This is a genomic window from Glycomyces sp. NRRL B-16210 (assembly GCF_000719515.1).
In the GTDB taxonomy this organism is placed as follows: Bacteria; Actinomycetota; Actinomycetes; order Mycobacteriales; family Micromonosporaceae; genus Glycomyces.
In genome coordinates this window covers 19,186-32,754 of the sequence record NZ_JOGR01000006.1, presented here as the reverse complement: position 1 = coordinate 32,754, position 13,569 = coordinate 19,186, and the positions used below count along the sequence as shown (strand labels likewise).

Here is a 13,569-nt window from a genome sequence, read left to right as displayed (position 1 = left end):
ACAGGACAGGTCTTCGCAGAAGATTACGTGACTCAATAGCAGCCTGCCAGCCGTCCTTACGGCACGCCCTGCCTCCGAACGCCGGATCACGACGCCGCACTTTACGGCAAAGAGCGTGGCTCACCATACGCAGCATAAGACTGACTTTCGCCAAGGGCTTGCGCCGAGATCCGCCCGTATCGTTCCTACTTTACGGCCGGGATGCTACATCCCGCTTCTTCTTCCTTCGCGTGCTTCGATCTCCACTTCAACGTCAGTTCTCACTTACAAGCGCCGGTGGATCGACCACCAGGCGCTGGCCGGAGTAGACGGAGCGCCCGTCATCTGAGAGTTTCCGGTTAGGCCCCGCTAGGTTGCCGACAGTGGAGAGTGCAGCGTTGATCGCAGGAATCAGCTCGGAGCGGCCCGCCACAGCTCTTGCCCAGACTTGAGCACGAGTCCACGTCTGCCAGGCGACTCCAGCGACAATCACTAGAAGAAGCAGGCTCCACAACGTAACAGTGAAGGTCAGCACCACGGTAAGGACCAGTAGGGGCAGAAGGAGTTCCGCCCTGAGATCAGCTTCATGTCCGAGCCGGTCGAGGCGTTCGTACGGCACACCGTCCTCTTGCAAGAGCGTCACTTCAACCTGCGTGGCCTCTGCTCGGGCGTCCCCTTCGTAGGCGTGAAGAATTCTCGAACGGTCGGCATCAGAGACGCTTGACCGGTCGCAGCGAGCGGTGACCTCGCCCCGAAGCTCGCGAACGATCGTCTCGCGACGGATGATCCAGGTTAGCGGGTGACTGATGCTTCGCGCGGCGATGCCGACGAGCACTGCCACCACTGCGATGGAGCCGAGCGTGGCGAATATTCCCGCCCAATCGCTGAGGGCCGCGACCTTCCCGCCAAATGCCGCGAGCTCGCCGGACCAGGTCTGAGAAACTGCAAACACCCAAGCAGCGGCCACCCAGACAAGACCTGCCATGAACGAGTTGCGAGGCTCTCGTAGGCCCGGTATCAGTTGCGTCAGGATCTGCACAGTCCCTATTGTCCTTCATGTCCTGAGTTCAGACCTCCCCGACATACTGAACGGGCAGATCCCGCTGATCGATCAGAGTAGTGATCGAAGTCACGCTCACAGAGAGTTCCGTACTCGCGAATGCCGAGGCATCCTGGGGAGTCACAACAAGCGAACGACAAGCGAGAACCAAAAGAGCCGGTCCCCTTATTCAAGGAAACCGGCTCTCAGCTGGACTTTCTTTGTAGCGGGAGGCGGATTTGAACCACCGACCTCCAGGTTATGAGCCTGGCGAGCTACCGAGCTGCTCTATCCCGCGTCGTTGAGATAACTGTACATCATGCTGGAATGGACCCGCAAAGTGGGGCTCGGTGAGTGCGGTCACCGCGCAATCCCGCGCCTATTCGCGCATACGGTGCGCACGGCCGTCGCATGTCACGGCCGCGGTTCGCTGAGGCCGTGTTCGGCCGTGTACCAGCGGCGGAGGCGCTCCAGGATCGCCGTGAAGACGCCGTCTCGCAGGGCTGCCTCGATGGTGCCCTCACTGAAGCGCTCGCCGCGGAGGACCGCCGTGGCCGCCCGCGCCGCGGTCGCCGGGCCGGCGGCGGCGATGGCCTCGGGGCTGAGCGCCTCAGGGTGGGCACTGAGCCAGGCCGGCCAGTCGAACGGCGTGACCGCGACTTCGCCGAGCAGGTTGCGGATCTCCTGGACGGTGTCGCCGTACATCGGGAACGGCATCGTGATCGCGCCGCTCGGGGTCCTCTGGCCGCCGCCCCAGGGCACGTCGAAGTCGGCCTCGGTGAGCGCGTCCGCGAGGGCGAACAGGCGCTCCCAGGCCGCGGCCGGAGCCGCGGCCATGCGCGCCACGATGTCGGCGTCAGCGACCTCGGACACGGCCGGCTAGAAGCCCAGGCGTTCGAGCAGCTTGGGGTCCCGCTGCCAGTCCTTGGCGACCCGCACGTGCAGGTCGAGGTAGACGCGACCCCCGATGAGCTGGGCGATGCCCTTGCGGGCCTTGGTGCCCACCCGCTTGAGCCGCTCGCCGCCCTTGCCGATGACGATGCCCTTCTGGCTGTCGCGCTCGACGAAGATCTCGGCCCAGATCTTCTTGCGCGGGCCGCCGTCGGAGTCCTCGTCCTCGATGTCCTCGATGACGACGGCGAGGGAGTGCGGCAGCTCGTCGCGGACGCCTTCGAGGGCGGCCTCGCGGATGAGCTCGGCCATCATGACCCGCTCGGGCTCCTCGGTGATCATCCCGTCCGGGTACAGCTGCGGCGACTCGGGCAGGTGGCCCGAGAGGACCTCCACGAGCGTCTCCAGGTTCTCGCCGGTCTTGGCCGAGACCGGCACGATGTCGGCGAAGTCCGCGAGGGCCTCGACGTTGGTGAGGTGGCGGACGAGCGTGTCCTTCGAGACGAGGTCGATCTTGGTGACGACCGCGACCACCTTCGCGTGGAGCTTGCTGATCTCGCTGGAGATGAACTTGTCGCCGGGGCCGGGCTTCTCGTTGGCGGGCAGGCACAGCCCGATGACGTCCACTTCGGACCACGTCTGGCGCACGAGGTCGTTGAGGCGCTCGCCGAGCAGGGTGCGCGGGCGGTGCAGGCCCGGCGTGTCGACGAGGATGAGCTGGGAGTCGGGGCGGTGCAGGATCGCTCGGACCACGTGACGGGTCGTCTGCGGCCGCTTCGAGGTGATCGCGATCTTCTGGCCCATGATCGCGTTGGTCAGCGTGGACTTGCCCGCATTCGGGCGGCCTACGAAGCAGGCGAAGCCTGCATGGAAGTCATTGCTAGGCAAGACGGTTCACCTCTTTGCGGATCACCGTGTAGGCGACCAGGTCGGCACTGATCTCTTGAGCGGCCCGGAGGCCGTCCGCGTCGGCGTTCGCGCCGAAGACGACCGCCGCTTCGAGTTTGTCGGCGCCCGCCGCGAAGGCCTGGGCGACCGCGGCTTGGAGGGCGGTGAGCTTGAGGGAGGGCAGGTCGACCGCCGCCGAGGCGTAGGTGCGGCCGATGCCGTCGCGCACGGCGGCGCCGGTGGTCTGATGGACCCGTCCGGCGGCGCCTCGGGCGAGGGTGGCGAGCTTCGCGTCCTCGGCGTCCAGGTCTTCCAGTGTCAGGTCGCCTGCGGTCAGGTCAGACATTGATCTCGTGCCTCTCGTCGTTCGCGCCGGACGCCTTCGCGGCATCGGCGTCGATCCCGGGTTCGGGCAGGCGCGCGACGCGCACCGTCTCGATGCGGTTGCGGCGGCCAACGGTACCTTCGGCGGTCAGCTCGAGTCCGGCCAGGCGCGCCCGGTCGCCCGCGAGCGGGACCTTGCCGAGCTCGGCGGCGAGCAATCCGGCGACGGTGTCGACGTCGAGTTCGGGCAGGTCCACGTCGAACAGCTCGGCGAGGTCCTGCACCGAGAGGCGGGCGGTGACCCGGGCGGTGCGGTCGTCGAGCCAGGCGACCGGCGGCAGCTCGTTGTCGTACTCGTCGGTGATCTCGCCGACGATCTCCTCCAGGATGTCCTCGATGGTCACGAGCCCGGCGGTGCCGCCGTACTCGTCGACGACCGTGGCGATGTGGATGCGCGCGGTCTGCATGTCCCGCAGCAGGTCGTCCACGGGTTTGGAGTCGGGGACGAACGAGACGGCCCGCATGACCTCGCTGACGGGCGGGTTCGCGCCGTCCTCGAGGCGCACGAGGTCCTTGAGGTAGACCACGCCGCGCACGTCGTCGAGATCCTCCCCCACCACGGGGATGCGGGAGAAGCCCGAGCGCAGCGCGACCTGCTTCGCCTCGTCGGCGAGGGTGTCGGCCGGGAGCCACACCATCGCGGTGCGCGGCACCATGACCTCGCGGGCCACGGTGTCGCCCAGGGCGAACACGGAGGCGATCATGTCGCGCTCCTCGTGGTCGACGGTGCCCTGGGCCTCGGCGGCGTCGACCATCTCGCGGATCTCGATCTCGGAGGTCGCGAACGGCCCCTCGCGGAAACCGCGGCCGGGGGTGACGGCGTTGCCGATGAGGATGAGCAGCTTCGCGAACGGCCCGAGGGCCTTGCTGAGCAGCGCGACGGGCCCGGCCACGGCCAGCGCGATCGGGTAGGCGTGCTGGCGTCCGAGCGTGCGCGGGCCGACGCCGATGGCGACGAAGGACACGATGGTCATGACCACCGCGGACAGGCCCACGGCCAGCCACGAGTCGTTCCAGGTGTCGAAGGCGACGACGGCGACGATCGCGATGGCGGCGGCCTCGCAGGCGAGGCGCAGGAGGATGAGGAGGTTGAGGTGCCGCGGCAGGTCGGCGGTGATCTTCACCAGCGACTCGGCGCCGCGGCGGCGCTGCTCGGCGAGTTCGGCGGCGCGGGCGGGCGAGACGGCGATGAGGGCCGAGTCGACCATGGCGGCGGCCCCGGCCACGGCGGTCAGTGCGACAGCCGTGGCCAGGAGCGTATACGGGAGCATCGGTACCTAACTCTCCGCTGCGGCGGCGCGCTGGGCGCGCCAGGAGTCGAGCAGCCGGTTCTGCAGGCCGAACATCTCCTTGGCCTGCTCGGGTTCGGCGTGGTCGTAGCCGAGGATGTGGAGCACGCCGTGGACGGAGAGCATGTGCAGTTCGTCGGCGGTGGTGTGTCCGGCGTCCTTGGCCTGGGCCTCGGCCACTTCAGGGGAGAGGACGAGGTCGCCGAGGACGGGCATGACCGGTTCGACCGAGTCGGGGCGGCCGGGCATGGCGTCGTCCATCGGGAACGAGAGGACGTCGGTGGGTCCGGTGCCGCCCATCCAGCGGCGGTTGAGCTCGGTCATGTGCTCGACGTCGACGATGAGGATCGAGAGTTCGGCGAGCGGGTTGACCCCCATCTCGTGGAGGGCGAAGTCGGAGACGGCGCGGATGCCCGCCTCGTCGACCTCGCGCCCGGACTCATTGATGATCTCGATGCCCACGGTTTCCTCGTTGCCCCTTCTTCGGGTCGCCCCGTTTGGCGTCCCACTTCTCGTAGGCGTTCACGATATCGCTGACCAACTGGTGGCGGACCACATCATCGGCCGAGAGGGAGGCGAAGTGCACGTCGTCCAGGTCTTCGAGGATGTCGCGGATGATGCGCAGGCCCGAGGTGGCGTGGTTCGGGAGGTCGACCTGGGTGATGTCGCCGGTGACGACGATCTTGGAGCCGAAGCCGAGCCGGGTCAGGAACATCTTCATCTGCTCGGGCGTGGTGTTCTGCGCCTCGTCGAGAATGATGAACGCATCATTCAGCGTGTTGTGCGTGACCAGGTAGTCCTCGGTGACGTACAGCGAGTCTGCGGCTGCGACTTGGATGCAGACCGCTTCCTCTTCACCGGCGTGCTCGATGGAGTCGATGTACCGCATGGGGCGGCCTCCGCCTCCGGACTCGCGGTACTTGTCCGCCTTCCGCTTGAGTCGGAAGGGCTCGATGCCTTCGGGGAGCCTGATGTCGATGACATGGGCGTCCTGGCGGTAGTGGACTTCCCGGCCTTTCGCCAGACCCGGTTTCCGGCCTTCTGCGGGACGCCTGCGGCTGTAGGCGATGCCGCCGAGCGATTGCACGAGCTCGATCACGTGGTCGTGGAGGATGATCGAGGTCGTGGTGTATTGGATTCGGCAGGTGCGGTCTTTTTGTGCGACCGGGCCGCCGTCCGAGTCAAGCAGTCCTTGGAGCAGTGCTAGGCGCGCTTCAGGCGTGTTGAAGCGGTAGTCCTCTGGGATGAATTTGTTGTGCGACTTCGCGCCGATCAGTTCGAGTTCACGGAGGATCGCCGTCACAGGGTTGGTGATGGTCACCGTGTCACCCAGAGACTTGACACGGTTGAGCACGTAATCGGGGCCGGACGTGTGGCGCAGTTCGATGCCGGGAAGCGCGTCTTCGAGAGCCGTGGCGAGCTCAGGGTCCGCCGTGCTGAACGACGGCGTGGTGGTACCGGTGAGGCATCCGTCGCCGAGCAGCAGTCCGAGCGCGTACGGGTCCATCGAGAGGTCTCGCTCGGGAAACTCCACCGGCTTGGAGATGAGCGGAAGCTCGTATTTCCGCTGGTGGAAGACGCGGAGGTCGTCGATCATCTCCTGGGTTTCGAGGATCCGATAGGGCTTGCCGCGGCGCTTGTCGGAAGCGGTCTTGACCGCCCACAGGTGTTCGGCCGTGGCATGCACGAACGCGTCGTCCTGTGTCGTTACCCGGAAGATCTCCTTCTTCCCCTGTGGGAAGACACCGAGGACTGGAGTCGGTTCACCGTTCGATCCGACCACCAGGTCCCCGACCTCCAGGTCCCCGATCTCACGCCAGCCGTCGGGTGTCAGGACATTGGTGGACACCGGGTGCGCCCGGCCGCGCATGAAGGCCAGGGGGGCGACTTCGATGGTGCCGGACTCCATGAGCTTGGGGATGGAGCCGGGGTCGATCATGTCGTGCAGCGCGTCGTAGAGCGGGCGCAGGTAGGGGTCGATCTTCTCGAACAGCGTGCCGGGGAGGAAGCCGAGCTTCTCGCCGGCCTCGACGGCGGGGCGGGTGAGGATGATCCGGGTGATCTCCTTGGCCTGGAGCGCCTGCACGGCCTTGGCCATGGCGAGGTAGGTCTTGCCGGTGCCGGCGGGGCCGATCCCGAAGACGATGGTGTTCTCGTCGATGGCCTCGACGTAGCGCTTCTGACCGAGGGTCTTGGGCCGGATGGCCTTGCCTCGCTTGGAGATGATGTCCTGCGTGAGCACGTCCACGGGTCGCTCGCCGGGAGCGGCCTTGAGCATGTTCTCGGTGCGCCGGATGATGTCGGGGTCGACGTTCTCGCCGTTCTCGATCAAGGCGAGCAGCTCCTTCACGAGTCGTTCGGCGGCGTGCAGCGCGCCGTTGAGTCCGGTGAGGGTGATGGTGTCCCCGCGCACGTGGAGGTCGACGCCGGGATTGCGGCGTTCGATGTAGCGCAGGTTCTCGTCGGCTTGGCCGAGCAGCGCCATCAGTGAGCGCTGGTCGCCGACGGTGATCGTGGACGTGATCGTCGAAGTGTGCTGGCCGTTGTCAGAGCGGTCGGTCATAGGCTTCGCCCTTGCGGGCTGTTCGCCACCTGCTTCCAGTTGCGATCCTCAGCGGCCTTCGGGCCGCTGCTTGCGAGGTCTCAATGGTAGTTCCCGGCACCGACGGCGGACAACGAGTAATCGCGGTGCCGGTGTGATTTCACGCGGCGACCATCGGTCCGAGCGGTTTGCCGCCGACCACGTGGAAATGGACGTGGAAGACGTCCTGGCCGCCGTCTGCGCCGGTGTTGGCGAACAGGCGCCAGCCGGGCCCGTCGACCCCTTCGGCGGCCGCGACCTCGGCGGCGACGGCGAGGACCTCGCCGGCCAGCGCGGGGTCGGCGGCGGCGAGCTCGGCGACGTTCGCGTAGTGGTCCTTGGGGATGACCAGGACGTGCGTGGGGGCCTTGGGGTAGAGGTCGCGGAAGGCGATGACCCGCTCGGTCTCGCGGACCTGCGTCGAGGGGATGTCCCCGGCGACGATCTTGCAGAAAATGCAGTCGGCATCCGTCATGGGGACATTCTAGGAGCGGGCAGGACTACGAGAACCGGACCTCGGCCCATGAGGCGGTGGCGGTGTTGTCGGTGAGGTCGCCGTACACCTGGGTGTCGATCACCTCGACTTGGAATCGGACCCTGCCGTGCTCGGTGACATCGAGGTCGAATTCCTCGACCTCGCCGTATTTCAGGGTCTGGGAGAACAGCGGTTCGCCCGTTTCGGGCACAGGGTGGACGACGAATTCGACGATCATGGAGGTGTCGGCCGAATCGTCGGCGATTCCGGCCAGCCCGGTGAGCCGCTCGGCGCCGGCGGGTACGGCGAAGTCGACGTATCCGACGGACTGGCGTTGATTGGCGGGCGTCGAGTTGGTGCTGTAGGGCACACAGGAGAAGGCGTGCACGTACTCCTCGCCCGCCAGTCGCACCGGCCTGGAGTTCCAATGGCCGCCACTGCTGCTGTAGTTCGTGCAGTTGTCGAGCGCGAGGTTGTCGTCGAAATCGAGGGTGACGGCGGTCGAGGCGGTCTCCCCAGTGATGGGTTGCTCCAGTTGCGATTCGAGGGCGACGATCTCCTCCGAAAGCTGGTCGCGCTCGGCGCGCAGCGATTCCACGTCGTCTCGCAGGGTGCCGGCCTCGTCTTCGGACTGCTGGGCCTGTCCGTTGAAGAAGAAGGCGGCGAGGGTCGCCGCGACGGTGGCGAGGCTGGCGATGATGCCGAAGATGAGCGAGGCTCGATTGAGGCGGTGATCGGTGCGATTGGACGCTTCCATGCGAGGTCCCTAGGGGCGGAGGGGAATCGGGCGGCCCTGATCGTATCGGGGTCGCCTTCGGGGTGTCAGTCCTCCGTTCGGGTACTACCAGCGGCCGAGTCGGGCCTGGAGGACCGCCGTTGCGGCGGGGCCGGCGGTGGAGGTCCGCAGGACGGTCTCGCCGAGGCGCACAGGTTCGCCGAATTCGCTCAGGGCGGCGAGTTCGTCGGGGCTGATGGAGCCTTCGGGGCCGATGACGAGGGCGATCTCGCCGGCCTCGGGGAGTGCGGCCTTCGAGAGCGGCAGGTCGGCCTCCTCGTGGAGGACGAGGACCGCCGCGGCTTCGCGGAGGCGCTGGACGAGCTGCTTGGTGGTGTGGAGTTCGGCGACCTGGGCGAGGCGGGCGCGGCGGGCCTGCTTGGAGGCTTCGCGGGCGGTGGCGGTCCATTTGGCGCGGGCCTTGTCGCCGCGCTGGCCCTTCCACTGGACGATGGAGCGGGAGGCGGCCCAGGGGATGACCTCGTCGACGCCGATCTCGGTGAGCATCTGGACGGCGCGTTCGCCGCGGTCGCCTTTGGGGAGGGCCTGGACGACGGTGAGTTTCGGGTCGGGAGCCGGGAGGGTGCGGCGCTCGATGATGTCGAGGCGCAGGGATCCGCGTTCGGCGTGTGCGACGCGGGCGGCGGCGAGGCCGCCGGCGCCGTCGGTCAGGAGCAGGGTCTCGCCCGGTTGGAGGCGCTGCACGTCGGCGGCGTGGTGGCCTTCGGGGCCGTCGAGGGTGAAGTCGTCGGCGGCCGGGAGGGCGTCGACGAGGAAGACCGGATCGCTCACCTGTGTCCTGTTCCGTTGCGCGGTGCTGGCCGGGATGAGTGTAGTCAGGCGGTGAAGTCCCAGGCGCGTTCCCAGCGCACGCGGCCCTCGATCTCGCGCTGCGTCTTGGCGCTGCCGAGGATGCCGAGGCGGCGTTCGAAGCGGCCCTTGGGGAGGTGGAAGGGCACGAGGTCGACGTAGCCGTCCTTGTCGGAGGCCGGCTGCCAGCGGGAGGCGCCCACGGGGACGCGCCAGTGGGCCTCGCGCGGCGCCTGGGTGGTGCATTTGAGGACCCAATAGCCGGTGCCGGAGTGGCCGAGGACGAGGCAGGGGCGGGCTTTGGAGGTGGTGGGGTCGTCCTGGTGCGGGAAGTCGACCCACCAGCGTTCACGGGGCTGCGGGCCGCCGGCCGGGGCTGGTTTGAACCGCTTGGGGCGGGCCGGGGCGGTCGAGTCGGTCCGGCCGCGCGGGCCGGTGCCGCGGCCTCCGGAGCGGAGCGCCCGGAATCTGAGGACGACGCCGATGATCAGGGCGAAGACCGCGAGCACGATCAGCACGGCGCGGAGCGATTCGGTGTCCATGCAGCCCTCCTCGGGATGCGCGAAGTGTTGCGGGGCGACGGGACGGAGCGGGTCGGGACCGGGGCGCGGCGGCCTCGGTGGCCCTTTGCCGCCGTACAGGGTACGACGTTAAGAGATTTACCGTACGCAGTACGATGTACTGCGTACGATAACGGGAAGCTTTGCCGTACCGAGTACGACGTACTGCGTACGGTTCGGGACTATGCGTGTCCGTTGAACGCGTCCCTCATGCGACTAAAAAAACCGGAACCGCCTTTGACCTCTTTGATCTCCTCGTCGCGCAGGCTCGCGAGCTTCTTGAGGATCTCTTCCTGCTCGGTGTCGATCTTGGTGGGGGTGCGCACGTCGAGTTCGATGTACAGGTCGCCGCGCGCGCCGGCGCCGCGGAGCTTGGGGACGCCGTGGCCGCGGACCTTCTTGACGGTGCCGGGCTGCGTGCCGGGGACGACCTCGATCTCGACCTGGTCGTCGAGGGTGTGGATGTTCAGCTTGGTGCCCAGGGCCGCCTGCGTCATCGGCACGCGGATGCGGCAGCGCAGGTCCGAGCCCTCGCGGGTGAAGACCTCGTGGGGCTTCTCGTGGACCTCGACGTACAGGTCGCCGGCCGGGCCGCCGCCGGGGCCGACCTCGCCTTCGCCGGAGAGGCGGATGCGCATCCCGTCCTCGACGCCCGAGGGCACCTTGACGGTGATGCGGCGGCGGGAGCGGACGCGGCCTTCCTCGCCGCACTTGCGGCACGGCTCGGTGATGATCGTGCCGTAGCCCGAGCAGGCCGAGCAGGGCCGCGCGGTGCGAACCTGGCCGAGAATCGTACGCTGTACGACCTGCACTTCGCCGGAGCCGCCGCAGGTCGTGCAGGTCTGGGGCTCGGCGTTCCCTTCGGTGCAGGAGCCGTTGCACGCGTCGCAGAGGATCGCCGTGTCCACCGTCAGGGTGGACTCGGTGCCGAAGGCGACCTCTTCGAGGTCGAGGTCCAAGCGCAGGAGCGCGTCGTTGCCCGGGCGGGTGCGCGAGCGCGGGCCGCGGCGGCCGAAGCCGCCCATGGAGCCGCCGAAGAAGGCGTCCATGATGTCCTCGAAGCCCATGAACGGCGCCCCGCCGGCGCCCCCGGCGGTGCGGGAGAACGGGTCGCCGCCGGCGTCGACGACCGCGCGCTTCTGCGGGTCCATGAGGACCTCGAAGGCGGCGTTGATCTCCTGGAGGCGCTCCTGGGCGTCGGGCTCGCTGCTGATGTCCGGGTGGTACTTGCGCGCCAGCTTCCGGTACGCCTTCTTGAGCTCGTCGTCGGTGGCGTTCCGGTCGACGCCGAGAATGCCGTAGTAGTCCTTAGCCACGTGCGCTCTGTCCTGTCAGCGGTTCTGTTCCAAAATCTCGGACACGTACCGGGCCACGGCGCGTACCGCCGCGATGGTGCCCGGGTAGTCCATGCGGGTGGGTCCGAGGACGCCCATGTGGCCGACCACCGAGCCCGGCCCGTATCCGGCGGTGACCACGGTGGTCTCGCGGAAGTCGTCGAGGTGGTTCTCGTCGCCGATGCGCACCGTCAGGAGCGCGTTCGAGTCGGCCCGGCCCAGCAGCTGCATGAGCACGACCTCCTCTTCGAGGGCTTCGAGGATGGGCCGCATGGACCCGGCGAAGAAGTTGCCCGCGCGCGTGAGGTTCGCCGCGCCGGCGACGACCACGCGCTCCTCGGTGCGGGCGACCACGGTCTCCAAAAGCACCCGCGCCAGCGCCGAGGCGGTGGCGTGGAGCTCGGGGCGGACCAGGTCGACGAGGTCGGCGATCGCGCGGGGCGCGTCGGCGAGCGGTTTGCCCTGGAGCTGCTCGTTGGCGAGGCGGCGCAGTTCGAGCACGTCGTCCTCGCTGAGTTCGGCGGGCAGCTCGACGTAGCGCTGCTCGACGCGGCCGGTGTCGGTGATCATGACGAGCATGAGCCGGGTCGGGGTGAGCGAGACGAGTTCGAGGTGGCGCACGGAGGAGCGGTTGAGGCTCGGGTACTGGACGACCGCGACCTGGTGCGTGAGCTGGGCGAGGAGGCGCACGGTGCGGGTGACGACGTCGTCGAGGTCGATGGCCTCGGAGAGGAAGCGGTGCACGGCGCGCCGCTCGGCGGCCGAGAGCGGCTTGATCTTGCCGAGGCGGTCGACGAACAGCCGGTAGCCCTTGGCGGTCGGGATGCGCCCGGCCGAGGTGTGGGGCTGCTGGATGTAGCCGGCCTCTTCGAGGTAGGCCATGTCGTTGCGGACGGTCGCGGCCGAGACGCCGAGGGTGTGGCGCTGCGCGACGGCCTTGGAGCCCACCGGCTCCTGGGTCGAGACGTAGTCCTCGACGATGGCGCGCAGCACTTCCAGCTTGCGATCGTCCATCGCTGCCACGTCCCTTCGCTCTCGGTGCCGCTCGGCTGCGCCCGCGTCGTGGACGGCGCCCACCGCTGGCATGTGTCCGCGGCGGGCCGATGCCTGCCGCGGCCGGACTCAAGTTTGGCACTCCCGGTCCGCGAGTGCCAGTCTACGGTGGGCCTCACACCCCCGGGATGATGAGCGCGCCGTCGTCGGCGACGGTCACTCCCGCGTCCCCGAAATCGCCCGCGAGCTCGTTGAGGTCGGCGTAGGCGCCGTTGTCGGCGTCGAGCTGCGGGTACCCGGCGTCGTCCATGCGGGTGGCCAGGGCCTGCCCGGCGAGGATCGTGCCGTCCTCGCGGACGGTGACGGTCAGGACGGCCGAGCGCCCCAGGGGGCCGGCGGTGGCGAACAGGTTCTGGCCGCCGCCGAAGTTCCCCAGGGAGTAGGCGATGAGCTTGCCGTTGTAGACCTCCATGCCGCGCAGCACGTGCGGGCCGTGGCCGAAGACCAGGTCGGCGCCGTTGTCGACGCAGGTGCGGGCGAAGGCGCGGGTGTCGCCGCGGTCCTCGCCGAGATAGGTCTCGACGCCTTCGGGCACGTGGCGGTGGTCGGTGCCCTCGGCGCCGAGGTGCGCGGTGGCGATGACGATGTCGGCCTGCTGCTTGGCGGAGGCGACCAGCGAGGCGACCGCGTCGAGGTCGCGGTTGTCGGTGTAGAACGTGTACGGCGCGAAGCCGACCAGGCCCACGGTGAGGCCGTTCTCGGTCTCGACGAGGGCCACCTCGTCCTTGATCCCGCAGACCTCCATGCCGGCGGCGCGGATGGCGTCCTGGGTCTCGGCGGCGCCGTCGGGCCCGGCGTCCCAGCCGTGGTTGTTCGCCTGGTTGAGCACGTCGAAGCCCGCGTCGGCGAAGACCTGCGCGTAGTCGGCGGGCAGGCGGAAGTAGGTGCACTGTCCGCCGCCGCACTTGTCGAAGTCGTAGGTCGAGAGCGCGCCCTCGAGGTTGGCGATGACCACGTCGCCGTGGAGGGACTCGCGCACGCCGTCGAAGAAGCTCGCGCCCTCGTCGGCGGCCATCTGGTTGGGGTAGGAGCCGGGCATGGTGTCGCCCACGTGCGTGATGGTGATCTCGCGGGGAGGCTCGGGCGAGGGGGCCTCGGAGGTGGGCTCCTCCGCGGCGCCGATGCCGCCGTCGTCCACGACCGGAGGCGGTTCCTCCTCGGAGCACGCGGCCGCCGCGGCGATGCCGGCGACGGAGGCCAGGAGGAGGCCCCGGCGAGCCAATGGCGTGCTCCGCAGGCTGGACCCGGACTGAATCGACCGCGCGGCGGGGAGTGGCGTGTGCATGGGTGGTGGGCTCCGGTGGTGGGGAAAGGGGGGCGGGGCCGGCTGCGGACCGCACGCGGGGCGCGTGCCGAGGGTGGACGCTGCGGTGTCGGGCCCGTTGGGGACGGGCGCCGACTCGGCCCTTCTGGCTGTTCAGATGTGCGTGCGACCGCGAGTCCGAGCAGGTCTTCGACCGTGGGTTCGACTCGCGGGCGTTTACGGTTCGCAAGCGTAACCGTGATGGTGT

Annotated in this window: 14 protein-coding genes and 1 tRNA gene; all 15 read right to left on the bottom strand. The window is 68.6% G+C overall.

The window, feature by feature from the left end:
- Positions 1–253 precede the first annotated feature (253 nt).
- Entirely contained in the window at positions 254–1,018 is a 765-nt protein-coding gene (locus tag IF12_RS0109070) for a hypothetical protein (RefSeq protein WP_133884189.1), read from the bottom strand.
- A gap of 224 nt (positions 1,019–1,242) precedes the next feature.
- Positions 1,243–1,316 (bottom strand) — tRNA-Met (locus IF12_RS0109065).
- Positions 1,317–1,432: 116 nt separating this feature from the next.
- The gene (locus tag IF12_RS0109060) at positions 1,433–1,891 is read right to left on the bottom strand and encodes a DUF6508 domain-containing protein (RefSeq protein WP_030157143.1); all 459 of its coding nucleotides are present in this window, start codon (positions 1,889–1,891) and stop codon (positions 1,433–1,435) included.
- 6 nt (positions 1,892–1,897) lie between these two features.
- On the bottom strand, positions 1,898–2,797 hold the full coding sequence (gene era, locus IF12_RS0109055; protein WP_030157140.1) for a GTPase Era: 900 nt from the start codon (positions 2,795–2,797) through the stop codon (positions 1,898–1,900).
- Complete coding sequence (locus tag IF12_RS0109050) at positions 2,790–3,113, bottom strand: hypothetical protein (protein WP_035748758.1); 324 nt, start codon at positions 3,111–3,113, stop codon at positions 2,790–2,792. Before IF12_RS0109050 ends, era begins: the two co-directional genes overlap by 8 nt.
- A 22-nt stretch (positions 3,114–3,135) precedes the next feature.
- Positions 3,136–4,452 (bottom strand): hemolysin family protein, encoded by a 1,317-nt coding sequence (locus IF12_RS0109045; protein ID WP_081913425.1) that lies wholly within the window; start codon positions 4,450–4,452, stop codon positions 3,136–3,138.
- Positions 4,453–4,458: 6 nt separating this feature from the next.
- Positions 4,459–4,932 carry an rRNA maturation RNase YbeY gene (gene ybeY, locus IF12_RS0109040; protein WP_030157134.1) on the bottom strand — a complete coding sequence of 158 codons (474 nt, stop codon included), beginning with the start codon at positions 4,930–4,932 and terminating at the stop codon, positions 4,459–4,461.
- Positions 4,910–7,033: a PhoH family protein gene (locus IF12_RS26575; RefSeq protein ID WP_051704166.1), complete on the bottom strand. Its 2,124-nt coding sequence runs from the start codon at positions 7,031–7,033 to the stop codon at positions 4,910–4,912. Before IF12_RS26575 ends, ybeY begins: the two co-directional genes overlap by 23 nt.
- Before the next feature lie 139 nt (positions 7,034–7,172).
- Complete coding sequence (locus tag IF12_RS0109030) at positions 7,173–7,526, bottom strand: histidine triad nucleotide-binding protein (RefSeq protein ID WP_030157129.1); 354 nt, start codon at positions 7,524–7,526, stop codon at positions 7,173–7,175.
- A 25-nt stretch (positions 7,527–7,551) separates the two neighbouring features.
- Complete coding sequence (locus IF12_RS22835) at positions 7,552–8,283, bottom strand: hypothetical protein (RefSeq protein ID WP_035748737.1); 732 nt, start codon at positions 8,281–8,283, stop codon at positions 7,552–7,554.
- 84 nt (positions 8,284–8,367) lie between these two features.
- The gene (locus tag IF12_RS0109020) at positions 8,368–9,093 is read right to left on the bottom strand and encodes a 16S rRNA (uracil(1498)-N(3))-methyltransferase (protein WP_030157127.1); all 726 of its coding nucleotides are present in this window, start codon (positions 9,091–9,093) and stop codon (positions 8,368–8,370) included.
- 44 nt (positions 9,094–9,137) lie between these two features.
- Entirely contained in the window at positions 9,138–9,653 is a 516-nt protein-coding gene (locus IF12_RS23920; protein ID WP_051704165.1) for a type II toxin-antitoxin system PemK/MazF family toxin, read from the bottom strand.
- Positions 9,654–9,853: 200 nt separating this feature from the next.
- Positions 9,854–10,987: a molecular chaperone DnaJ gene (dnaJ, locus tag IF12_RS0109010; protein WP_030157122.1), complete on the bottom strand. Its 1,134-nt coding sequence runs from the start codon at positions 10,985–10,987 to the stop codon at positions 9,854–9,856.
- A gap of 15 nt (positions 10,988–11,002) precedes the next feature.
- Positions 11,003–12,019 (bottom strand): heat-inducible transcriptional repressor HrcA, encoded by a 1,017-nt coding sequence (hrcA, locus tag IF12_RS0109005; RefSeq protein WP_030157119.1) that lies wholly within the window; start codon positions 12,017–12,019, stop codon positions 11,003–11,005.
- Positions 12,020–12,173: 154 nt separating this feature from the next.
- The gene (locus IF12_RS0109000) at positions 12,174–13,280 is read right to left on the bottom strand and encodes a CapA family protein (RefSeq protein ID WP_051704164.1); all 1,107 of its coding nucleotides are present in this window, start codon (positions 13,278–13,280) and stop codon (positions 12,174–12,176) included.
- Positions 13,281–13,569: the final 289 nt, after the last annotated feature.

What these genes read in the sequence shown, in the direction of transcription:
- IF12_RS0109045 (WP_081913425.1), bottom strand. Translation starts at nt 4,452, where the DNA reads ATGCTCCCGTATACGCTCCTGGCCACGGCTGTCGCACTGACCGCCGTG.
- IF12_RS26575 (WP_051704166.1), bottom strand. Translation starts at nt 7,033, where the DNA reads ATGACCGACCGCTCTGACAACGGCCAGCACACTTCGACGATCACGTCC.
- IF12_RS0109030 (WP_030157129.1), bottom strand. Translation starts at nt 7,526, where the DNA reads ATGACGGATGCCGACTGCATTTTCTGCAAGATCGTCGCCGGGGACATC.
- IF12_RS22835 (WP_035748737.1), bottom strand. Translation starts at nt 8,283, where the DNA reads ATGGAAGCGTCCAATCGCACCGATCACCGCCTCAATCGAGCCTCGCTC.
- IF12_RS23920 (WP_051704165.1), bottom strand. Translation starts at nt 9,653, where the DNA reads ATGGACACCGAATCGCTCCGCGCCGTGCTGATCGTGCTCGCGGTCTTC.
- hrcA (WP_030157119.1), bottom strand. Translation starts at nt 12,019, where the DNA reads ATGGACGATCGCAAGCTGGAAGTGCTGCGCGCCATCGTCGAGGACTAC.